19 protein-coding genes are annotated in these 22,254 nt (G+C 61.8%); 6 read left to right on the top strand and 13 right to left on the bottom strand.

Annotated features, from left to right (window positions below; genetic code table 11):
* Positions 1-140 precede the first annotated feature (140 nt).
* Genes ACNOHI_RS20645 through ACNOHI_RS20635 form a run of 3 tightly spaced genes read right to left on the bottom strand, consistent with a single transcriptional unit; the run spans position 141 to position 7,092 of the window.
* Positions 141-1,016: a FecR family protein gene (locus ACNOHI_RS20645; RefSeq protein ID WP_420476592.1), complete on the bottom strand. Its 876-nt coding sequence runs from the start codon at positions 1,014-1,016 to the stop codon at positions 141-143.
* Positions 985-5,481 (bottom strand): filamentous hemagglutinin N-terminal domain-containing protein, encoded by a 4,497-nt coding sequence (locus tag ACNOHI_RS20640; RefSeq protein WP_420476591.1) that lies wholly within the window; start codon positions 5,479-5,481, stop codon positions 985-987. Before ACNOHI_RS20640 ends, ACNOHI_RS20645 begins: the two co-directional genes overlap by 32 nt.
* A 21-nt stretch (positions 5,482-5,502) precedes the next feature.
* A complete protein-coding gene (locus ACNOHI_RS20635; protein WP_420476590.1) occupies positions 5,503-7,092 on the bottom strand; it encodes a ShlB/FhaC/HecB family hemolysin secretion/activation protein in 1,590 nt (529 codons plus the stop codon).
* Between the two features lie 286 nt (positions 7,093-7,378).
* On the opposite strand from ACNOHI_RS20635, the gene ACNOHI_RS20630 reads away from it, so the two are divergent.
* Entirely contained in the window at positions 7,379-10,510 is a 3,132-nt protein-coding gene (locus ACNOHI_RS20630) for an EAL domain-containing protein (protein ID WP_420476589.1), read from the top strand.
* Between the two features lie 33 nt (positions 10,511-10,543).
* Here ACNOHI_RS20630 and ACNOHI_RS20625 read toward each other — a convergent pair whose 3' ends face one another.
* From ACNOHI_RS20625 to ACNOHI_RS20615, 3 genes are read right to left on the bottom strand one after another with little or no spacing between them, the layout of a single operon-like run.
* Positions 10,544-11,137, bottom strand: coding sequence for a DUF938 domain-containing protein (locus tag ACNOHI_RS20625; protein WP_420476588.1), 594 nt, complete (start codon positions 11,135-11,137; stop codon positions 10,544-10,546).
* Between the two features lie 12 nt (positions 11,138-11,149).
* A complete protein-coding gene (locus ACNOHI_RS20620) occupies positions 11,150-11,902 on the bottom strand; it encodes a Mut7-C RNAse domain-containing protein (protein ID WP_420476587.1) in 753 nt (250 codons plus the stop codon).
* Positions 11,903-11,906: 4 nt separating this feature from the next.
* Entirely contained in the window at positions 11,907-12,440 is a 534-nt protein-coding gene (locus ACNOHI_RS20615; protein WP_420476586.1) for a phasin family protein, read from the bottom strand.
* A 171-nt stretch (positions 12,441-12,611) separates the two neighbouring features.
* Here ACNOHI_RS20615 and ACNOHI_RS20610 point away from each other — a divergent pair, with 171 nt between their 5' ends.
* On the top strand, positions 12,612-13,451 hold the full coding sequence (locus ACNOHI_RS20610; RefSeq protein WP_420476585.1) for a universal stress protein: 840 nt from the start codon (positions 12,612-12,614) through the stop codon (positions 13,449-13,451).
* Between the two features lie 217 nt (positions 13,452-13,668).
* On the opposite strand, the gene ACNOHI_RS20605 is transcribed toward ACNOHI_RS20610, so the two are convergent.
* From ACNOHI_RS20605 to ACNOHI_RS20590, 4 genes are all read right to left on the bottom strand, one after another.
* Positions 13,669-14,043, bottom strand: a complete 375-nt coding sequence (locus ACNOHI_RS20605) for a translational machinery protein (RefSeq protein ID WP_420476584.1) — start codon at positions 14,041-14,043, stop codon at positions 13,669-13,671.
* 20 nt (positions 14,044-14,063) lie between these two features.
* On the bottom strand, positions 14,064-14,459 hold the full coding sequence (locus tag ACNOHI_RS20600; RefSeq protein WP_420476583.1) for a TraR/DksA family transcriptional regulator: 396 nt from the start codon (positions 14,457-14,459) through the stop codon (positions 14,064-14,066).
* A 174-nt stretch (positions 14,460-14,633) separates the two neighbouring features.
* Complete coding sequence (locus tag ACNOHI_RS20595; protein ID WP_420476582.1) at positions 14,634-16,349, bottom strand: methyl-accepting chemotaxis protein; 1,716 nt, start codon at positions 16,347-16,349, stop codon at positions 14,634-14,636.
* 386 nt (positions 16,350-16,735) lie between these two features.
* Positions 16,736-17,071, bottom strand: a complete 336-nt coding sequence (locus tag ACNOHI_RS20590; protein WP_420476581.1) for a hypothetical protein — start codon at positions 17,069-17,071, stop codon at positions 16,736-16,738.
* A gap of 342 nt (positions 17,072-17,413) precedes the next feature.
* On the opposite strand from ACNOHI_RS20590, the gene ACNOHI_RS20585 reads away from it, so the two are divergent.
* From ACNOHI_RS20585 to ACNOHI_RS20575, 3 genes are all read left to right on the top strand, one after another.
* Positions 17,414-17,614, top strand: a complete 201-nt coding sequence (locus ACNOHI_RS20585; RefSeq protein ID WP_420476580.1) for a CsbD family protein — start codon at positions 17,414-17,416, stop codon at positions 17,612-17,614.
* Positions 17,615-17,723: 109 nt separating this feature from the next.
* Positions 17,724-17,969 (top strand): DUF2188 domain-containing protein, encoded by a 246-nt coding sequence (locus ACNOHI_RS20580; RefSeq protein ID WP_420476579.1) that lies wholly within the window; start codon positions 17,724-17,726, stop codon positions 17,967-17,969.
* Between the two features lie 108 nt (positions 17,970-18,077).
* Positions 18,078-18,347: a GlsB/YeaQ/YmgE family stress response membrane protein gene (locus ACNOHI_RS20575; RefSeq protein WP_088709384.1), complete on the top strand. Its 270-nt coding sequence runs from the start codon at positions 18,078-18,080 to the stop codon at positions 18,345-18,347.
* 113 nt (positions 18,348-18,460) lie between these two features.
* Here the strand turns inward: ACNOHI_RS20575 and ACNOHI_RS20570 are convergent, their stop codons facing one another.
* Positions 18,461-19,762 (bottom strand): NAD(P)/FAD-dependent oxidoreductase, encoded by a 1,302-nt coding sequence (locus ACNOHI_RS20570; RefSeq protein ID WP_420476578.1) that lies wholly within the window; start codon positions 19,760-19,762, stop codon positions 18,461-18,463.
* A gap of 53 nt (positions 19,763-19,815) precedes the next feature.
* On the bottom strand, positions 19,816-20,607 hold the full coding sequence (locus ACNOHI_RS20565; protein ID WP_420476577.1) for an HAD family hydrolase: 792 nt from the start codon (positions 20,605-20,607) through the stop codon (positions 19,816-19,818).
* Between the two features lie 131 nt (positions 20,608-20,738).
* Between ACNOHI_RS20565 and ACNOHI_RS20560 the strand changes: the two genes are divergently transcribed.
* Entirely contained in the window at positions 20,739-21,707 is a 969-nt protein-coding gene (locus ACNOHI_RS20560) for a LysR family transcriptional regulator (RefSeq protein WP_420476576.1), read from the top strand.
* Here the strand turns inward: ACNOHI_RS20560 and ACNOHI_RS20555 are convergent, their stop codons facing one another.
* On the bottom strand, positions 21,708-22,211 hold the full coding sequence (locus tag ACNOHI_RS20555; protein ID WP_420476575.1) for a septal ring lytic transglycosylase RlpA family protein: 504 nt from the start codon (positions 22,209-22,211) through the stop codon (positions 21,708-21,710).
* Between the last annotated feature and the right edge of the window lie 43 nt (positions 22,212-22,254).

Here is a 22,254-nt window from a genome sequence, read left to right as displayed (position 1 = left end):
AACGTCTACTAAGAAACTATCGTGCATCGACCACAGGGGTGTCAAGGAAATTACCCCCGCTTGCTTTGCATTCAAGGAAACCATCGCCGCATGGTTTCCTGCACTTGCACTTCAGGCCCTCGGTATTGCAATTTCAATAACTACCGTACTTCGCAGTCGACGGCATTGCTGCCCGACGCATTACCCGTTCCGCCCTGCGGACCGCTGCTCGTATTGAAGGCCGGCGGCGGCGCGAACTTGATGCCCGGGTTGTTCGGCAGGATGACGGGCGGCTGCTGGAAGCTCGCGGTGTAACCGAACTGGCCCGCCGAGAAATTCTGCGTCCCGCCCTGGTTGGTTAAGTGGATCATCCCGTCCAGCACCTGCACGTACAGACCAGGCGCGAGACCGCCGCTACCCGGTGCCGGCGGCTGCCCCGGCACCTGCGCCAGCCGTATCGGCAGCACCTGCAGCGGCACCGCCGATGGCATGTCGCTGCGCACGTCCGCATAGCCTGACACACTCATCGCCGCCATGCTCGCCATCCCGTAGGCCGCGACCGCTTCTTCATTCGGTGCAATGTATTCGGCGATGAAGATCGTGCCGCGAATGCCGATCGTCGCTGTCGGCGTGTTCATCCCGAACTTTTCCTTGTTGCGCTTGCCCAGCGTCCCCGTCACCGCCCGCAGTCCGCCCTTGACCAGGTTGAACGCCGCGCTGTCCTTCTCCGGCTTGTCCTCTTCAAAGCTGAAGTTGTCGATCTTCAGCTGCGAGTTCGGCCGCAGCGTGATCTCGCTGTTGTCGATGAACTTGATCCGCGCGTACGTATCCTTCTCGCTGATGAGCGTGTCGCCCTGCTCCACCGACGATTTCACCGCCAGAACCTTGGAGGTGCCGTCGGCCTTCTTGGCCAGCAGCGGGCCGCTCAGGTTGGCCACCGTTCCCACCACCTGCGCTGCCCATGCCTGCGCCGACAGCACAAGCGCAGACATGAACAGCAGCGGCTTAATTGCAGTACATCTTCTTGGCTGGTTCATTCTTCTTCACTCCGCTGTCATCCGTGGTGGATGTGGTTTTCTTTTCGTCTTTCTTGCTGTCGCTCTCGGCCTGCTGGCTCGATCCGCCGGACGAGCCGCCGCTGCCGGGCTGCGACTTCAGCACCGAGGCTTGGGTCGTCACCACCGTATTGGTCGTCTCAGCGACGGTTTCAGTGACGGTATTCGTTGCCGTCGTGCTTGTGCCCGTCGTTGGCAAAACCGTCTGGCATTCCGGCGCTGACGGGTTGGTCACGCACTTGCTGGCCGTAGGCACGACCACCGAACAGCCTTCCTGAGCGGGATTGGCCGAGCATTGCGCGAGCGTGGGCAGTACGGCCGTGCAGCCGGCTGTGGTCGGCGCGGTGGTACAAATACTCATGCTTGGCAACACCACACTGCAGCCCGCCGCATTGGGCGTGGCAATGCAGGTGCTGAGCGGCGGCAGCACGACGCTGCAGCCGGCCTGCGTAGGATTGATCGTGCAGGCACTGACTGGCGGAAGGACAGCGTTGCAGCCAGCGGTTGTCGGGTTCTGCAGGCAGATGTCCATAGGTGGCAACACCACGATGCAACCCGGCGTCGATGGCGCGGTCGTGCACAGCTCGAACGTCGGCAGGACAGTACTGCAACCTGCAGTGGTCGGCGCGACGATACAGGTATCAATCGTTGGCGGCTTGGAGACCACGGAGCATCCGGCCAGTGCCGGGTTCGCGGCGCAAGCGTCGGCCGTCGGCAAGACCACTGCACAGCCTGCGGTACTGGGCGCGGCGACACAGGCATCAAGCGTTGGCAACACCGCACTGCAACCCGAAAGGCTCGGATTGGACGAGCAAGCCTCAACTGTCGGGAGCACAGCAGTGCAGCCGGCTGTCGTCGGCGCAATCGTGCAGGTACCCAATGTCGGAAGCACAGTGCTGCACCCGGAAAGGGTCGGATTGGATGTGCAGTCGGTCAACGAGGGTGCCGGCGGCTCGGATGAGCCGCCGCTGCTCGCAGTCGCATTTTTGTTGGCAAGAACTGTCACCGTACCCGGCGAGCCTGTCGTTGCCGAGTTTCCGCTGATCGTGCTGCCAGCCTCCAGGGTAATGTTGCCCGTCGTTGAGTTCACACCACCGGAGATGGTCAGCGTATCGCTGCTGCTGCCCGTCGGGTTCGACTTCAGTGTGATGTTTCCTGCACCTGTCGAAACCGTATAGTCTGCATCAACGATGATCGGTCCGGTGTTGGTAATCGTAATGTTTCCCGTTCCTGTTGATTGCGACACGTTGTAGAGGTACAGCGGGTCCGGGCTGGAGACGTTCGCAATACTGATGTCGGAATTGGCGCCCGAGTTGACGGCCGCCAGCGTCTTGACCTTGGTGTTCGACAGCGCGATGCCGCCGCTTGCCGACGCGCTCAGGTCGTGTGCAGTCAGTAGCCCCGATCCGTTGATGGCGCCCGATGCCGACAGAATGACATTTCCGAGTCCGGCATTGATCGGCGAGGAGACGGTAATGTTATTGGTCGTACTCTGCAGCTTGACCCCGGTGAAACCGACGGGCGTGGCGGACTGAATTCCAGTGTACCCCGCATCGGTAACGGTCACGATGCCGTTATTGCTCTTGTAGCTGAACGTATCCCCGGAGGTCGTGCCTGTGGACTTGCCTGCAATGATCCCGGTCGGGTTGACTTGTTCCAGCACCACCTTCGAACCTTCGGCGAAAACCGCTTTTCCGCTAAGGAGGGCACCGGCTTCCTGCAATAGTGCTCCCGCGCTCTTCAAGGTGATCACGCCGGTCGCGCCAGTGGAATACGTCCCGGACATCGTGGCCGTGATCCCCGACATGCCATCGATGCTGCTGCCAACGGTGAGGCCGCTGGTCACGTTGTTGAACGAGAAGTTCTTGTTGAAATTCGTGATCATGTCACCGGTCACGCCGGCAACGTAGTTCACCATGTTCTCGTCCATCAGGTGGACTTTCGTCAGCGAACGCAAGCCGAGCTTGTCGATGATGATCTTGGCGCCGGCGTCTTGCTTGATCTCGCCGCCCGCCTGCAGGATGAGCATGCTGGTACCGGACGGCGTCAACGAACTGACGACGTCCAGGTTTCCGGTTGCAGCAGTGTCTCCAATGCGCAGCTTGGCAGTGGAGATCCGATCGATTTCGTCTTGGGACAAACGCAACGCACCGGCGGCGTCGTCACCAGACGTTACGCCGACCTTGATTGCCTGCAGCGACGTTTTCGGCTTCAGGGTGACGGCTGCCGAACCGGTGACAGTCGCGCCGGACTGGATGTCCATGCTGTCCCCTGTCATGTCGATATTGGCGCCGGAGACCGCAGCGCTCAAGGTCACGCCATAGCCGGCGCCATTGGCATTCAGGCTGACCGTGCCGGTTCCCGCCGAAACAGCACCATTCACGATCAGCATCCCGGCCGGAGCGTTCAATGTGATATTGCCGTTGTTAGTGGAAATGCCCGAGGCGCCAACGACGAGGGCGCCGGCATCCTGAAGCTGGATCGTCGATCCGGCGCCAGTGGCATGCGCAGTGATGTTGCCGTCGAACCGCGTCACGTCGATGTTGCCAACGGAATTGAGCGTGATATTCCCTTCGAGCAGGGAGTTCGACAAGGGGTTGACGACAGTGCCGCTCACGGCAATGCCCCCGGTCCCCGCCTTCAAGGTAACGTTACCGCCCTCGGCGTAGGAGTTGACGAGGTCCACGCCGCCGGCGCCAGTCACTGCCGGCGTGCCGGTATCCCCGTTCCAGCCTCCAATCAACGTGACGTTGCCCGACGTCGTGGCCGCACTGTTGTTCATGTTCACGTCGGACAACGCGAAAAGGTTGATCTGCCCCCCGTTCGCGTTGATCGTGGCGCCGCTCAATGAGATACCGCCGCCGGTGGAATACAGATTTACGTTGAGCGCGTTTGCGCTGGACGTGATATTGCTCTGCAAGCTGATGTTATTGCCGGCCTTCAGTGTGAACGTGCGCGCTACGCCCCCATAAGTCAGGGGCGCACCCGAAGCCCAGTTAATATCGTTGGTTGCCTGCAGCTCGAGATTGCTGCTGGCGAGTAGGGTTGCGATATCCGACACGCCGATCGATTTGGCGGCCCCGAGGTCTTCGGTCGACGACCAGAGGTAATCGCCGGCCCCGCCCGAGTTTGCTGGCGAAGCCGCGAGGCTGCCTGGCGTACCGGTGTACGCGCTGCCGGCGACGATATTGATGTCCGTCGGATCGAGGAGGAGCGTACCGTACTTGCCACGTGCCGCAGAAGTATCGACCGTGGCAAGGAAATCGAGCGTGCGTTTGCCGGAAACTTCAACGAAACCGCCATTACCCGCTGCCGCACCAGCGCGCGCGGAAATGTTGCCGTATGCGCGTGTGTCTTCGTCGGCCCAGACAATGATCTTGCCGCCGTCTCCGCTTTCGACTGCATCGGCATGGATTCCCGCATCCTTGCCGAAGTAGGCGCGCTTCGCGTTCTGCACATCCGGGTTCTTGCCCTGGTAGTCGCCGCCCACGAGCACGGTGCCGCCGCCTAAGTTTCCGCTGGCATCCAGCTGTGCATCGCCGGTCAAGGCCACGCGCTCACCCAGCACCTGGATCTCGCCCCCCTTCCCCGCGCCACGCGCACTCGTCCGGCTGCCGGCCTCCAGCAACGTATCCCGGCTGGCCTTGAGCACCACCTTGCCGTTCTCGCCCACCACCGCACTGTCTGCATTGATGACCCCGCGCTGCTTGACCAGCGCGCCATAGATGCTCGCCTTGCCGCCCGATACAATCACCTGCCCCAGGTTCAACGCTTCATTCTCGGGCGCACTCAGCACCACCCGCAACTCCGGATTAAGCGAATCCACCAGCTGCACCGTATGGCCCGCCGCCAGCATCACCTCCCCCTTCGGCGAAGTGATGATCCCGCTGTTCTCCACATTTGGCGCAATCAGGAAGACCTGGCCACCTGCCGGGGTCTTGATCGCACCTTCGTTCTTCAGGTTGCCCGCCTTGTCACCGGCCTTGAGCAGCATCTTCCCGCTCAGGAAGTCTTCGTTGCTGATGTTGAGCGTCGACGCCACCAGGCCGTTGACGTCGACCTGCGCGCCCTGACCGAACAAAATGCCGTTTGGATTGACGATGAACACGCGACCGTTCGATTGCAACGCGCCGAGGATCTGCGACGGATCCTGCCCGGTAATGCGATTGAGCACCGCGCTGTCAGGGTTCTGCTGGATGAAGCGGGTCAGCTCGCCAGCATTGATCGAAAAGCCCTGCCAGTTGATGATGGTGCCCGGCGTGTTGGTCACCGACAGCACGTTGCCCTGGTTGAGGAAGCTGGCCTGGCCGTTGACGACTTGTGGGCCGAAGGGGTTGGCCAGCGCACTACCGAAACAGCTGGCAACCAGAACCGGCAGCAGCCGGCGACGCAATGTGGCCTGAGAGCGCGCAGTCTGCTGCGCACGCCGGGCGGCATGGATATTCATTTACGTGTTCCGCGTTGAGGTTCAATACGTCAGGCCGAGCCTGAAATGCAATTTCTTGTCGCCCTTGAGCTGGGTGATGCCGCCATCGATGACATGCCCGTAATCCATCTGCATCGTCATGTACTTGCTGACGCTGACGCGCAGGCCCAGGCCGACGCTGCCGATGGAGGCTTTGGCGATTTCGCCCGGCAACGCATCGTTACGACGGACATTCGCCGTGTCGTAGAACGCGAGACCGCGGCATTGCGCGGCGACGGTCTGGAGCGTGGAGCAGAAATTCGGGGTGTAGAACTCGATGCTGGCAAGCTGACCCTTGTCGTTCGAGATATCGCGTTCATCGAAGCCGCGCACCGTCGTCGCGCCGCCCGCGCCGAACTGCTCGCCCGGGACGAGGGCGTCGGACGTGAACTGGCCGGCAAGGATCAGGCGCATCTGCCAGTCGGCCGGCAGGGAATGGCTGTAACCCGCGTTGTAGCGGAGCAGGCTGTATCCGGCCGGGGCGCCGGCGCGCACGCGTGCAAAATCGGCGCTCTTCCCCTTGTCGCCACCGGGAATGTTGCGCATGCCCGTGACGGTGAAGCTCAGTTCGCCGTTCGCCGTGCCGAGAATGCCGGTATAGGCAACGCTCAGCGGATGCACGGTCACGTCATTGCCGAGCTGGACGCCCTGCAGGGCCACGTTATTCTGGAATTGTTTGTAATCCAGTCCGTAGGTGAAGCGCGATTCGTACTCGCCCCTCCGCTGGAGCAACTGGTTGTAGCGTCCGCCGACGACGGTACCGCGACCGCTGACCTGAAGATTGAAAATGCCGGCCAGTACCGATCCGGAATCGACGTCGGAGTAGCTCGCGAAGAGGTCGACGGAATCACCCAGCGCATACAGCGGGATGTGATAACCCACGCCGTACACGCTGATCTGGCTCGGCTTCTCCAAGGTGGTCGTGTATTGCAGGCTCATCACATGGTCGCGGTCCATGATGTTGGCGTGCTGGAACTGCATGGTCAGCTGCGATTTGCCGGTACTGCTGTTGCCGCTGTTGTCCAGGCTCGCCGCCACCTTCCACGCCTTGTCGTCCACGACCGCGAGAACGGCGTTGACCTCGTCGTCGTTGTCGCCGCTCTGGAGCTGCAGCGTGGTTTTCTTTGACGGGTTTTCATTGGCCAGCTTGAGGCTGGACGAAACCGCGCCGAGATTCGGCGTCTGCCCTTCGGCCAAGGCGGGCAGGCTCCTGCGGATATTGTCCTCGCTGAAGACGGTATTGCCTTCCACGCGCAACTTGCCGATCCGTGTCTCGACCACCTGCAGGCGCACGACGCCCTGATCGAGCTCCTGCTCCGGCAATGCGACCTGCACGACGTTGAATCCGCGCGCGTGATAGGCCGCTTCCAGGGCCTCGAGCGCCATCTGGACGTGCCCGAAATTGCGTTCCTTCCCGGCAAAGGGCGTCAGCAGCCTGTCAATTTCCGCCGCCGGGAGGATGGTGTTTCCTTCGACAGCAAATCGTGTGATCTCGAAACGGCCGATGGGATCCTGCCCGTCGGCGGCAAAGGCCGACCCTGCCAGCATGGCGAAGGCCGTGCCGGCAATCAGACGCGATAGTGGATGTCTCATGATGTGGATGCCGTGGGGGTCTCGGGTTTTTATTAGAAGTTGGTTACAACTATTTACATCTTTTCCGAGTAGTAACTATAGCGTAGCGGCTTGATTAATCTCAATGAAATTGCCTTTTTGACAGCACAAATACCATGTCTTGTTAAGGGATATGTTGTATCGGGGTCATGCGACACCACTACGCCCTGCGGTCCTGCCCGGAGTGCCGGCATGCCAAAGAAGGCGTGCTCGGCCGCGTCCTTCCTTTTGACGACGTTCAACGGCGCCGACAGCGGATGCTGGCATAGTGATTCAACTCACGTTGCTCGTCATCGAAAGGCCGGGGATGGGGCTCATCAGCAATCTGTTCGGAAAGCCGGACGGGCACCGCGAAGGCGTCCGTGGCGCTGACTTCCCGATCTTCCTGTTGCGATTCACCCTCCTGACCACGGGGTATGCCCTGGTCGCGCGACTTTCCATCGCGTTCGCAGTCATTCCCGGCATCGCCAGTTCGCTCTGGCTTCCCTCCGCCATCGCCTTGTGCGCCTGCCTCGCATGGGGCGTACGCATGGCACCCGCCGTATGGCTCGGCGCCATGCTCGCACTCGCCGACCGGGACATACCGCTGGCAGGATCTGCCCTCATGGCGGCCGGCGGCATGGCGGGTGCGATCATCGCGACACTGCTCGTGCAGCGCCTGTACCGTGCGCGGACGGACTTCATTTACCTCGCGCCCCCCTACCGGTTCATCGCAATCGCCTTATTCAGCAGCATGATCAGCGCGGGAGCGGGCACGTTCGGCCTTGCCACCAGTGCCCAGACTGCGGCCACACCGGCACCCATCCTTTTCCTTGTCTGGTGGCTGGGCGATACTGCAGGCCTGGTCATTGGCGTTCCGCTCATCCTGGCGTGGAACCTTCGGCGAGGTATCCGCTGGCGCCCGGGCAAACTTGTTGAAATCGCGGCCTTCGCCATCCTGCTGCCCTTGATCGCGCAGGGCATATTCGGAGGAAGTTTCGGCAACTGGCCGCTTGCCTACCTGGTCATGCCCCTCTTCCTGTGGGCGGCCGTCCGCTTCAACCTCACCGCTGTCGCCTGGACGACCGCCGTTACCTGCGCCGTCGCGGTATGGAACACGGCGCATGGCCACGGGCCGTTTGCCGACAGCGACATGACGGTTTCCCTGCTTCTCGTGATGCTCTACGTCATCGTCACGGGAAGCATCGGACTGGTCATGTCCAATCTTGTCTATCAGCGCAGCAGCGCCGAATCGCTCCTGCGCGAAGAACGCGACGACCGCGAACGCCATGTGCTCGACCGCACGCACACGCTGGTCAACGATATCGAAGAGCGCAAGCGTATCGAGCACAAGCTGGCCGCGCGCGAGCGTCAGTTGGCCGAGGCGCAGCATCTCGCGCAGCTGGGCAGCTGGAACTGGAACCTCGATACGGACGAAATCGCATGGTCCGACGAGCTGTACAGGATTTTCGGCGTCGACCGCGGCACGTTCACGGTCACGCAGGAGAGCATACGGAACCTGATTCACCAGGATGGTTACGAAAAATTGCGTGAAAGCGTGCGCGGCAGCCGGGAGAGCGGCGAACCATTCCAGGTGGAATACGGCATCACGCTGCCGGACGGATCCTCCCGCATCGTCGCCGCCCGCGGCCAGCCCCAATACGACGGAAACGGCCGCATGGTTCGCATGGTCGGCACCGTGCAGGACATCACCGATGCCAAGAAGGCGGAAGCCTCGCTGCGCGAGGCCGAGGAGCGCTATCGCAAAGTCGTCGAACTGTCTCCGGACGCCATCCTCGTGCAGCAGGATGGCGTCTTCGTCTATGCCAACCCGGCGGCCCTGCGCCTGCTCGGCGCGGCACGGATGTCAGAAATCGTCGGCAAGCCGATGTTCGATTTCGTGCATCCGGACTTCCATGCGCTGGTGCGGCAGCGCATTGCCTGCCTCCAGCGCGGCGACACGCTGAGCGCGGCGGAAGAAAGATTGATCCGTCTCGATCGCAGCGAAGTCGATGTCGAAGTCAGCTCCTCTCCCTTCCTGCACGGCGGGCACTTCGCTTCGCTGTACATCATGCGCGACATTACCGAACGCAAGAGAACGGCGGAACAGATGGTGTATCTCGCGCACTTCGATTCGCTGACCGGCCTGCCGAACCGCATGCTGTTCCATCAACGGCTGGAACACGCGCTCAACATTGCGGAACGTCCCGGACGTTCCCTGGAAGTCCTTTTCCTCGATCTCGACAGGTTCAAGCACATCAACGACACGCTCGGCCATGCGACGGGAGACCGGGTCCTGAAAGAAGCCGCTTCCCGCCTGCAGAGCATCCTGCGCGAATCGGACACGGTGGCGCGCCTGGGTGGCGACGAATTCGTCGTACTGGTGGAAAACATCGGGGAGCCGCATCGGGGAGGAATCATCGCGGAAAAGATTCTGAGCGCCTTTTCCCCGCCCTTCCTGCGCGACGAGGAACCGCTGAACGTCAGCACGAGTATCGGCATCGCCAGTTTTCCCAATGATGGCACGGACTCCGAAACACTCCTGAAAAACGCGGATATCGCGATGTACCGCGCCAAGGAAACCGGGCGCCATACCTATCGCTATTTCTCGCCGGAGATGAACGAGCACGCTGCCGAACGCCTCGCGCTCGAGAACGCACTGGGGCGCGCGATCGAACTCGGGCAGTTGTCCCTGCATTACCAGCCGAAGATCGACATCCTGACCAACCGCATCACCGGGATGGAAGCACTGCTGCGCTGGGACCATCCGACACTGGGATCGATGGCCCCGGCGCGCTTTCTTTCCGTCGCGGAGGAAAGCGGCCTGATCCGACCGATCGGCTACTGGGTAATACGCACAGCTTGCGCGCAGAACAGGGAGTGGCAGCGAGCCAGTCCGGTGCGGCTGCGCGTCGCTGTCAACCTGTCGGCCAAGCAGCTGTCGGACAACCGGCTGGCCGACAACATCGATGCCATCCTGGCCGAGACCGAACTGGACGCGCAGTATCTCGAACTCGAAGTCAGCGAAAGTGCCGTCATGGCTGATCCGGAACGGGCGATCGGCGTGCTGAACAAGTTGCGCGATCGCGGCATTTCGATTGCCATGGACAACTTCGGCATCGGCAATTCCTCGCTTGCCTACCTGAAGCGTTTCCCTATCCGTGCAGTGAAAATCGATCACTCCTTCGTACAGGGCCTGCCGTACAACAGCGACGACTCCGCCATCACCAAGGCGATCATCACCCTTGCACACAGCCTGGAGTGCAGTGTGATCGCCGAAGGCGCGGAGACGCAGCAGCAGTTCGATTTCCTGCGCGATAACGATTGCGACAGCGTGCAAGGTTTTTACTTCAGCGCCCCCATGCCCGCCGAACATTTCGAGGACTTGATCAAGGTGCAGTCGAAGTTGCACCTGCATTGAGCCGTCAGATCGTCACACGGCGCGCGTCCCTCCTCACGACTTTTGCCAGACCAGCAGCCGGTTGTTGGCTGGCATGGCGCAGTCCTCCAGCAGCACCAGTCCGTTTTGCTGCGCCACCCTGTTCACGTCTTCGAAATTGCGCAGGCCCATGTGCTCTCCCTGCGCCTTGAGCGACATGTCGAACAGCGCATTGCTTTCGCTGGTAAACCGGCCTTCGTAGTTGAAGGGCCCGTACACGCACAGGGTGCCGCCGGTGCGCAAGGCCCGTGCAGCGCCCATCAACATCGTCTCTACTTCCTCCCAGGCCATGATGTGGCAGGTATTGGCGGTGAACACGGCGTCCCAAGGGCCGGCGGGCCACTGCGCTGCGCGGACGTCGAGTTCGAGAGGCGGGAGGACGTTGGACGGCGCCTCCTCGGCAAGCCATGCGTGGATGCCCGGATGATTGGATGGCAGGTCGCTCGTCTGCCAGGTGAGCGCCGGCAGGGCGGCGCCAAAATACACGGCGTGCTGGCCGGTCCCGCTGCCGATCTCCAGTACCCGCCCTGACGGCGGCAAGATGCGGCGCAACTCTGCGAGGATGGGTTCACGATTGCGTTCGCATGCGGCAGAAAACGGCTTGGTCATGGCAGGCTCCCTTCAGTCTATGCCGGCATTGCGCAACATCTGCTCGACACGCACACGCATGCGTGCCACGTGCGAACCATCCCAATAGACATGGGCGCATTCGGCGCATTCAAAAAAGTGCTCGTAGAACTGGCGGCTGTGCTGGGGAACACGGTGTGCGACATCCTGCTTGGCGACGGCGCGCAGCTCGCCATTGCAGGTAAGGCAGCGGCTGAAGGCGCGCACGTGCGGCGCCAGCCTGAAGCGCGCGATGACTTCGGCCATCTGGCGCTCGGTGTCCAGCGCATGCAGGTAGCATCCCAGGACGATTTCCTTGCGGATCAGCAGGTCGCGGTCGCGGGTGAGGACGATGCGCTCCTCGCCCGCGGCAATGCGCGCCACTTCCGCGTCGCTGTAATCGTTGCGGTAGAGGACGTCGAAACCGAGCATGCGCAAGTCCTTCGCGAGTTGGCCCAGGTGCGCGTCCGCGATGAACCGGCCCGGTACGGAGGGCTCCGGCCGCAGGCGCACTGCCGGCTCCATATCGATCGAGGAAAAGACGGGATACACGCTCACCCGCTCGCCGTCCTTCAGCCGGTGCGAAAAATCCACCGCCACGTCATTGATGCGGATCAGTGCCACCTCGGTGTGCGGAACGCCCAGCGCCTCGATCATGTGCTTGACCGTCGCATCCCGCGAGCAGAGGTGGCTGAATGTGCGCTGGCGGTGCAGCGGCGCAAGGAAGTTGTTCAACTCGGCGTAGAAGCGGAAATGCGCGGTGGTCATCGCGCTAGCGCCCGCGGCGTGCGTAGGCAATGCGCAGCTTGCCGGACTCCCACGCAGGCGCGTTCAGGTTGAGCGCGAGCCGTCCGGCGCGGGCGGCGTCGGCGGGAAATCGGAATGCGCTGCCGGTCAGCGCCTGGAAGAAGGATGACATGGCCCGCCATCCATCCACCTCGCCGGGCCTGGCAAGACGCTCCCAGTGACGCGCGGGATCCGGCTGACTGGCGAAGACACGCAGCATGCCGCCCTGCATCTCGGCGATGATCGTGACCATGTAGTAGCCATAGTCCAGCGCGCGCTTCACCCCCGGGTGCACTTGGGCGGCCGCCAGGGACAAGAACTGTCTTGTGTCGCGGGCGGCGGCAAGTTGCCGTGTCGAAAAGTTGCTTTGCTCCAGCGTCAAGCGGAGCATTCCCATGTTCAGCTCGGCAACCTGGCGCATGCCCTGCACCAGCGTATCGCCGAACATCGTGCCAACAGCGAGCTGCCATGACACTTGCTCCCGTACCGCCCGGGAAACCTCGTCATGATTCGCGAGCATCCGATTCTCCTGCGCCGGTCCGTCCGGCGCCCCTTCATTTTATGTAGGGCACGAATGAAATCAAGGCAACGTCCGTCATCGCCTCGCTTTGATGCCTGTCAAATTTCCGAAGAGGCATCTTCGGAGGCATGCTGTGTCTAATCACGACCGCACGAAGCCGAAAAGCACACCATGCCCTACAAAACCATCCTGGTGCACGTGGATGAATCCAGCCGTGCGAGTGAACGCATCAAGATTGCCGCGGCGATTGCGATGGCGGAGCGTGCCCACCTGATCGGCACGGCAGTGACGGGCGCGTCACGCTACCTCCTGCAGTCGCGCATGCTGGCCGAACTCGATCCCAGCCTGCAGGCGCATCTCGCCTTCCTGCGCGGGCGCGCCGAGCGCGGCCTGGCGGATTTTGAGGCGGCGGTGCGCATGCTGCGCTTGTCGTCATACGAAAAGCATCTCGTGGACGACGAGGCCGGCGGAGGAATCTGCATGCAAGCGCGCTATGCGGACCTCGTCGTCATTGGCCAGTATGATCCGGAGGAAACCTCGCCGGTCGTGATGCCGGACTTTCCCCAGTACGTGGTGCTGCATTGCGCACGACCGGTACTGCTCGTGCCGCATGCCGGGCGTTTCGAGAATATCGGACGGCGCGTGCTGATCGCATGGGACGCCAGCATGCAGTCCACCCGTGCCGTCACCGATGCCATTCCATTGTTGCAGCGGGCCCATACGGTGGATGTGGTGGTGTTCAACGCCGGTGCGCAACAGCAATTGCAGAGCACGCGGCCTGGGGCGGACATTGCCGCCTACCTTGCTCGGCACGATATCAAGGTGGAAGTCTTGCGCCGGCGCACCGAGGAGCCGATAGGCGACGCGCTGCTTGCCCTCGTACAGGAACTCGGCGCCGACCTGATAGTGATGGGCGGTTACGGCCATACACGCTTCCGGGAAATCATTCCCGGGCGCGTCACTGAAAAAGTAATGGCTGCGGCAACCGTGCCGGTGATGATGTCCTGCTGACTTCGCCGCGATATCCCCGTCATTCCCGCGAAGGCGGGAATCCATGCTGAGTTTGTATCAATCAGCTCACTATGGATTCCCGCCTGCGCGGGAATGACGGACTACTTTATGCGATAGACCGAACGCACTTACCCGCCCGCACGCCAGACGACGGACAAAGGAGGGCGAGTCATGAACGGAATGGCGCGTTCTGCCCTTGCTCTTTTCCGATAACGCATCAAGCCGCAAGCGGCAATGCGCTGAAGTGCTTGCGCGCCCAGGGCACCATTTCTTCGTCGCTCGGGTGATCGACCGTCTCCAGCGCCACGATCCTGTCGGCCACGTGCGGATATCCGCGGCGCAGGTGGACGAGCAATTCCAGGCGCTCGAAACCCGGTCCGAGAATCAGGATGCCGTCGGCGTCGCTGATCGCCTGGGCGATATCGTCGAAATAGCGCGCCGTGTCAGGCGCATGCACGCTTCGCTCGGCAGGCAGGGTTTCTGGCGCGGTAGCGTACGTCTTGATGATTTCGGTTTTCACCAGCGCGCGATTGAAACGGCTGACGCACGCCTGGTCGTAATCGATCCAGACGACCACATGATTGATCGACATACAATTTTCCTTGAGACGAATTAGAGAGACACGCCGTGGCTCAGCCCGTGCTGTTTTTCATAGGCCTGCTGGCATTTCACGCAGCTCACGGCGGTGGGCAGTGCGTTGAGCCGCGCCGCGGGAATCTCTTCGCCGCAGTCGACGCAAATCCCGTAAGTGCCGGCCTTGATGCGGGCCAGCGCTGCATCGATATCCCGCAGGCGCACGAGTTCATGACTCAGGAGCGCGATGTCGGTGTCATTGAGCAGGTCGGCTTCCACCCAGTCGCCCACGGCTTCAAGGTGGTTCAGCAGTGCCAGCTTGCCAGGCTCTCCGGCGGAATGAAGATGCTCTCGAATGTCGGCGAGCACGGATTCGCGCTCGGCGAGCAGCACGTCTTCCATGGCTGCCATGCCAGTGTGGCGTGGGGCGTTCATGTTATCCTCCTTGCAACCCCGTCTTTCAGTACAGGGCTCAAGATGCAGCGTAAGGGATTTTTCTTTACGCAATGAATGACCTGGATCAACCTTGCCCCACTCGTCGTCGAATCTTCCCGCACAAACAAAAAAGGCCGCAACACGTGCGGCCTTTCCAAGCGATCCCGTTGCGGGTCAGAACTCTTCCCAGTCGCTGTCGTTGCCGGGCCGAGTCGTCGCGACCTGCCTTTGGACGGGGGCGGCCACCGCAGTGCGCGGCTTCGGCAGCGGAACGACGCGTGCCGGAGCGGCCGGAGCGGCCGGAGCGACGGGGACCGCCGCCGTGGCGGGCGCATGCATGGCGTCCAGCTTGAACACGCTGACGACGTGCGCGAGGCTCGACGCCTGCTCCTGCAGCGACGATGCCGCGGCGGCCGCTTCCTCGACCAGCGCCGCGTTCTGCTGCGTGACTTCGTCCATCTGGTTGATCGCCTGGTTGACCTGCTGGATGCCGTCCGTCTGTTCCTTGCTGGCCACCGAGATCTCACTCATGATGTCGGTGACGCGCTTGACGCTCTCCACGATCTCTTTCATCGTGGCGCCGGCCTGGTCGACCAGGCGCGCACCGGTGTCCACCTTCTCGACCGAATCGTCGATCAGCAGCTTGATTTCCTTGGCCGCCGCCGCCGAACGCTGCGCGAGCTGGCGCACTTCCGTGGCCACAACCGCGAAGCCCTTGCCCTGTTCGCCCGCGCGGGCCGCTTCGACGGCGGCGTTGAGCGCGAGGATGTTGGTCTGGAAGGCGATGCTGTCGATCACGCTGATGATGTCGACGATCTTCTTCGCCGACTCGTTGATGGAGCCCATGGTCAGGACGACTTCGGACACCACGGCCCCGCCCTTGACTGCCACTTCGGACGCTGATGCCGCCAGCTGGTTTGCCTGGTAGGCGCTATCCGCATTCTGCTTGACGGTCGACGTCAGCTCTTCCATTGAGGACGCCGTTTCCTCCAGCGAGCTGGCCTGGGTTTCGGTACGCGCCGAGAGGTCGAGGTTGCCGGCGGCGATCTGGCGCGACGCGGTGGCAATCGATTCCGTGCCCCCGCGCACTTCGCTGACGATGCGCACCAGGCTTTGGTTCATGTCCTTGAGGGCCTGCAGCAGTTCGCCCGTTTCATCCGATGTCGTGACCTTGATCTCCTTGGTCAGGTCGCCCGCCGCGACGGCCTTTGCGACCCCCACGGCATCGGCGAGCGGCTTGGCGATCGCGCGCAGCAGCCAGATGCAGATGACGGTGCCAAGCAAGACCGCGAAGAGCATGCCGCCGATGCAGGAATTGCGCACCCAGACGTACATGGTCTCGTTCTTCTGGTAATCCGCCTTCGCCGTCTCCCGCTGGTATTGCATCAGCTTTCCGGCGGAGTCGACGACGGGCACGAACAATTCGGTCATCGGGCCGCGCATGAGCTGGGCGGCCTTGGCAGTGTCATTGGCGCGCAAGGCGGCGACCGCCGGCTTCAACCCTTCTTCGAGGAATTTCTTGCGGCTGGCGACGAACTTGTCGGCAAGTGCCGTTTCCTCCGCGGAGATCTCATCCCGCATGTCCGCCATCAATTGTTCCCACTGGCGGTTGATCTCGACGATCCGCTTCTCCACGCCATCCATCTCGCGCTGGACGCCTTCCGGCGTGTCCGTCAGCGCCTGCGCCACCGCGAGCTGGTTGCGGTCGATCAGCCGGATGATCTGGTCGATTCCGCCCATCGGGACGAGCCGGTGCTCATAGGTGATGTGCAGGGTCTCATTGGCGGCGTACAGGCTCGACAAGCCGACGACGGCGCCGGAGACGCACATGAGTGAAAGGAAGCCGACCACGAAGATCAGGCGCGATTTGATGCTGAGATTCCTGAGCATGCCTTTGCCTCTTTTTTGTTTGCCCGCGAAGCCTGGACCCGCACATCCCTGCGTCGCTTGTTATCGTTTTGTTGACCTGTGTAGCGCTTGCGGGACCTTCTCGTCGGCACACCTGCACCGGCCGCGAAAAGTTGATTTTGGTCAATATTTTATTGAGGATAGGGATTGTACCGGCGAAAAACATTGATTCCAGTCAATTTTTTTCGGGTGGGCGCCATCACACCGTCGGCTGCAGCACGGCATGCGGAGGGGATGGGTTGGCGGGGAAAAAGCGGAGCGGGCAAGAAAAAGCTGCCTCGGCCGGGGCGAGCGCCCGCGAGGGAGCACAGGCTGCCCTGCCGGCACTTCAGGATGAAGTCCGGGAGGACAGCCGATGGACGGGCATGTCAGTGAAAGTGGCTGGGCTGGCCGCCAGTCGGGGCTGCTTCAGCCGGCGGTGCCTTCGGCTTGCCCTGGGCGTCGCTGAGACGATACTTGGTGCGGCGATCGCCCATGAGGTCGCGCAGCTCGCGAATGCTCATGCCGGTCGTTTCATGCATGCGAATCAGCAGCGAGGCGCCGATCGGCAGGCGGCGGTGGCGGATCTTGCTGATGACCGGCGGGGCGACTTCCAGCATGCGCGAGAGTGCCGCGTCGTTCTTCAGATTCATCCGTTCGAGCAACGTGTCCAGTAGACGATTGGGATCGTAGCTTTCCTGGCTCGACAGCGCGTGTTCGGTCATGATTGGCTCCTGATAAAAAAAACAACTCATCGTACTTAGGTGTAACAAATGACACCTTGACTTCAATTAAGTTTCCAAAAACAACAGAAATTATTGAAATTTTTCCGGGACGAGGTGAGCATCCACTCCCGGCCGCCTCCGCATCGGCAATATTGCCAATCACACCACTTCACAGCGTCGATTTGACGCCTCCGCTGTATTGTTTTCAAACGCGCTGGAACATTTACAACCAGGCACTGCCAAATGGCCCACATGTCTGTTGATTAAGTATAGGCACAGGATTTGCAACGGCTAGGGCGCACCAAGGAAGCATTTCTCATTTTTAAACAAAAGGAGATTGTCATGAATTGGGATACCGTCGCAGGGAACTGGACACAGTTCAAGGGCAAGGTGAAAGAGCAGTGGGGCAAGCTCACCGACGATGAGCTGGACATGATCGCCGGACAGCGCGACCAGCTTGCCGGAAAAATCCAGGAGGCCTACGGGATCGGCCGCGAGGAAGCAGAAAGGCAGATCGACGGCTTTGAACGGACGCTTCACTAATCCGCGCAGCGCTTCATCCCCCCTTCTCAATGCCAGGCCACCGGACCGCGGCTAACCGTTTCCACACACGAGCATGAACCGCCTGGCCGGCGGGCAAGGAGTCAGCGACATGGGATTCGATCAGCAAGGCACATTGGTCATCTGCGTGTCACCCGGCCTGAACGGCCGATGGGATGTCTCCGAAAAGGGGCAGGACGTACCACTTGCATCGTTTGACGATAAGGAGGATGCCTATGCGTATGCCACTCAACTGACGAAATCGAAACAAGACGCGACTGTCCTGGTCGAGGATGAGGAAGGGTTTTCACCTCTCCCGACTGACGACAAGGGCGGCATCCGCCGGCCGCGCGGCTGATTGAAGCATTCACGGCGTGATTCGGCAAACAGGAATTCGACGTGATGAACCATTCCCCAGGCAGCCAGTCTATTGATGTAGCCACTTTGTCAACATAGGAGGTAAACCATGAACTTCATTATCTGGATCGTTGTAGGCGGTATTCTCGGCTGGCTCGCCAGCCTCGTGATGCGCACGGACGCCAGCCAGGGCCTGCTGCTCAACATCATCGTCGGTATCGTGGGCGCACTGCTCGGCGGATGGCTGCTCGCACCGCTGTTCGGCACGGGAACCATCAACCAGAATGACTTCAGCATCTCATCGCTGCTGGTGTCCTTCCTGGGCGCGGTGATCCTGCTGGCGATCGTCAATCTCCTGCGTCGTGGTACGCCACGCTAACGGCGAAAGGAAATAGCGCAGCACAGAATACCCTGCCGGTTCAGTGAGCCGGCAAAAAGAAACAGGCGCGAATTCCCGGCTTGCGGGAATCGCGCCTGTTTCCGTTTCAGGCGTTAGTGAAGTTTGACGGGCGGTGTCACCTTGCCGCGTATCCAGTGCGCGACCGACTGCGCGGCCATGCGTACAAAACCGTGCAGTGCCATCACATGCTTCTGATACATGAGTCTGTACAGCACGCGCGCCGCCATGCCGCCGACAAGCATCTCGCGCTTGTTCGCGCCACCGATCAGTACCCCCATCGCGGCAAAAGGGCCGAGCGACACGACCGAACCATAGTCGCGATAGCGGAATCCCGCCGCCCTGTTTCCAACCGCGCGGACCAGCGCATCGGCCAGGTAGACCGCCTGCTGGTGTGCGACCTGTGCCCGCGGCGGAACCGCTGCGCCGTCCACCGGACACACATAGCTCGCGCAGTCACCGAGCGCGAAGACGGCCGGATCGTTTTCCGTGCGCAGCTCCGGCGTCACCACGATCTGCCTGATGCGATTGAGCGGAAGACCGAGCGTGGTGCAGATGGCCGGCGCTTCCACACCGGCCGCCCACACCGTGATGTCGGAAGGGTGGCGGACCCCGGCACTGTCATGGACGGCATCCGCCTCCACGCGCGCCACGGTCGTGCCCGTGCACACCTCGATACCGAGCCGCCCCAGGGTCCGTGCCGCCCGCGCAGACAGGCGCGGGTTCAGCTGCGGCAACAGGCGGTCGCCCCGCTCGATGATGCGGATGCGGACGTCCCGTGCCGGATCGAGCGAGTGGACGTTGTACTGCGCCAGGGAGCGAACGGTGTGGCAAAGCTCGCCCGCCAGTTCTATGCCGGTCGCCCCGCCACCCACGATCACGATATTCACGGCCGCGCCATCCGGTGCACCGTTCCGCTGGCTGCTCGCCTGCAGGCACGCCCCGAGGAAACGCCTGCGGAACAGCTCCGCATCCTGAACGCTGTCGAGGGTCAGCGAGTGTTCCGCCGCGCCGGGGATGTTGAAGAAATTGGTCACCGCACCGCAGGCAAGCACCAGCTTGTCGTACTGCAGGGTGCGTGGAGGAAGAAGTTCGGCGCCGTCATCGGTGCGCCAGGACCCGATCTCGAGCGTGCGGGCGCCGCGATCGACGCAAAGCACTTCGCCGCAGATGAACTGGAAACCGTGGTCGGCGGCCTGGGCGGCGTACTCGACCTGGTGCACTTGCGGGTCGAGCTTGCCCGCGGCGACCGTGTGCAGCAGCGGCTTCCAGAAATGTGTCGGGTAACGGTCGACAAGAACGATCCTGGCACGTCCGTTCTTGCCCAGGCGGTCGCCCAGACGGGTTGCGAGCTCAAGCCCGCCGGCACCTCCTCCCACGATCGCAATCGTTTCCATTTCTTGCCTCCAGACTGATTGAAATTTCGTTGAAAACCATGATCGGCAGAGCGTCAGGCCGCCACACGGACGGGCACCGGTTTCGACAATACCGGCATGCCGGTGCGCTCGCGCTTGAATGCACGCAGCGCGTCGAAAGTCACGAAGCGCTCCGGGCGCGTCCTCGGCACATTCCTGCGCTCGATCATGTCGCGCAGCTCCTGCATCTGCGGACACCAGATGTCCGCGCCGGAAATGCGCGCAATATCCTTTTCATACGGCGTCACAGCCATGGTCCAGATGCCGGCCTGCCGCGCGGCATTCAGGCCGGGGACCGCCGCGTCGACGGCGACACATACGCCGGGTTCCGCGCCCATCGTGCGCAGCGCCAGGTCGTAGGGGCCATTGCCGCCAGCCGTCGAGAAATCCGCGCCGCTGACGATCACCGAAAAGATGTTGGTGACCGCATTGCCGAAGACCAGGTCCAGCAGGGTCGTCGCCGTTTGCGCTGGCATGTCGGTGACGACGGCAATCTTGCATCCGCTCTCGAGTGCATCGGCCATCAACTGCGCACCCCCCGAGCTGCGCACTGGCTGGCTCCCGAGAACGAGGTCATGGAACAGCCGGTTCTTCTCCTGCCCCAGGTTGACGACACGTTCATCCGTCGCGGCAAGTCCCATGCGTTCGGCGACGGAGTCGGTCACGTTCGCCGCACCCCAAACGCGCGTCGCCGCGCGCAACTGGGGCAAGGACCATTGCAGGTCAAGGCCGCAGGTGCCAAAGGCTGCATTGCAGGCACGCAGTTGCGCCTCTTCGGTGTCCAAAATCACGCCGTCGAGCGCGAGTGTGATCGCTTCGATTCCCATTCCTGTTCGCCTGAAAAAAGTGCGCCGGTGTGATGCGCTGGCGCGATTTGTTGTCTCGTTCACTGTTAATATAAGCGCAAGAAATCCAAAAGAAAAATTAATTTTTCTGTGTATTTGATAAGGTATCGCTTATGCATCTCGCCAGCTTCAAACAATTGCAGGCCTTGCTGATGGTGGCGCACTATGAAAGCGTTTCACGTGCTGCAGACGCATTGCACGTGACGCAACCGGCGGTGTCGCTGCAGTTGCGGATGCTCGAGGAGGCAGCGGGAACATCCCTCACGCGCAAGGTGGGACGCGGCATCCAGCTGACCGCCGCGGGCGAGGTGATGGCGGAGTTTGCCGATCGCATCCTGCGCTTGTGGGACGAGGCGGTGGACGAGGTCGCCGCGCTCAAGGGCGTCATCTCCGGCACCTTGCGCATCGGCGCCGTCACCACCGCGGAATACCTGCTTCCCCCCATGCTGGTGCAGTTCACCACCGCACGGCCCGATGTGCGCATCAAGCTGCAGGTCGGCAACCGCAACGAGATCGTGAACATGTTGGGCAGGCACGAAATTGATCTCGCCATCATGGGCACGCCGCCTCGGGAGTTCCGCACGAATGCTGCACCCTTCGCGCGCCATCCGATGGCTTTCGTCGCCAGTCCGAACCACCCGCTGATGCAGAAGAAGAAGTTGACGCTGGCGGACATCATGGACGTCAACCTGCTGGTGCGCGAGCGCGGCTCGGGTACACGCACTGCGATTGAAAGGCTGTTCAAGGAATCGGGCTATCCGCTGCGCATCGGTTCCGAGTTGTCGAGCAACGAGGCGATCAAGCGGATGGTGGTTGCGGGACTCGGCGTGGCCTTCCTGTCGGTGCATGCCTGCACGCTGGAGTTCGAGGCTGGCCTGATGCGCATGCTGCCAATGGCGGAAAGCCCGGTCGAGGCGGACTGGTATGTGATGCACCTGGCCGATCAGCACATCCCGACTGTCGCAGCGGCCTTCCAGGACTTCGTGATCGAGAGCGGGCAGGAGGTGGTGATGCGCCAGCTCGAGGCATTTCACCGCGATGCTGCGAAACTCAAGTCCTCGAGCCGGATAATACGCAGCTGACTACTGCCCGGAACTCTGATCGACGCTGCTGCGCTCCCGCGACGCAGACTTGATCGCATTGTCCTGCGGCGGTAACTCGATCGGTTTGACCTCGACCGTCGCGACGCCATCCTCTTTCATGTCGAGCTTCTCGGCGGTCTTCGGCGTCAGGTCCACGATGCGGCCGTCGACATACGGCCCGCGATCGCGGATCTCCACCACTTCGCTCTTGCCGTTTTCGAGATTGGTCACGATCGCCTTCGTTCCGAGGGGAAGCGTGCGGCTGGCGGCGATGTTGGAGTTGGGATCCATGGGTGTGCCGTCGGCCATTTTCCTGCCGTGGAATTTCTTCCCGTAGTAGGAGGCCTTGCCCTTGCGCGGCTTGCCTGAACGATCGAGCTGAGGTTTCTTCGTTGAACTTGCGGTGGATTGGGTTTCGCTCTTCGAAGGTGCCTGTGCCCACGACGGCGCGCCGAAACACAAAGCCAGAGCGAAAACCACCGCGCTGCGACATTTTTTCTTCATCTTCCTGCTCCAATCGAGCTGTCACAACAAACGGTGCGGACAT

Origin of the sequence: Noviherbaspirillum sp. ST9 (assembly GCF_048799745.1) — a bacterium.
Taxonomy (GTDB): domain Bacteria; phylum Pseudomonadota; class Gammaproteobacteria; order Burkholderiales; family Burkholderiaceae_D; genus Noviherbaspirillum.
The sequence above is the reverse complement of the archived record's forward strand: the minus strand, read 5'-3'. Positions and strand labels throughout refer to the sequence as shown.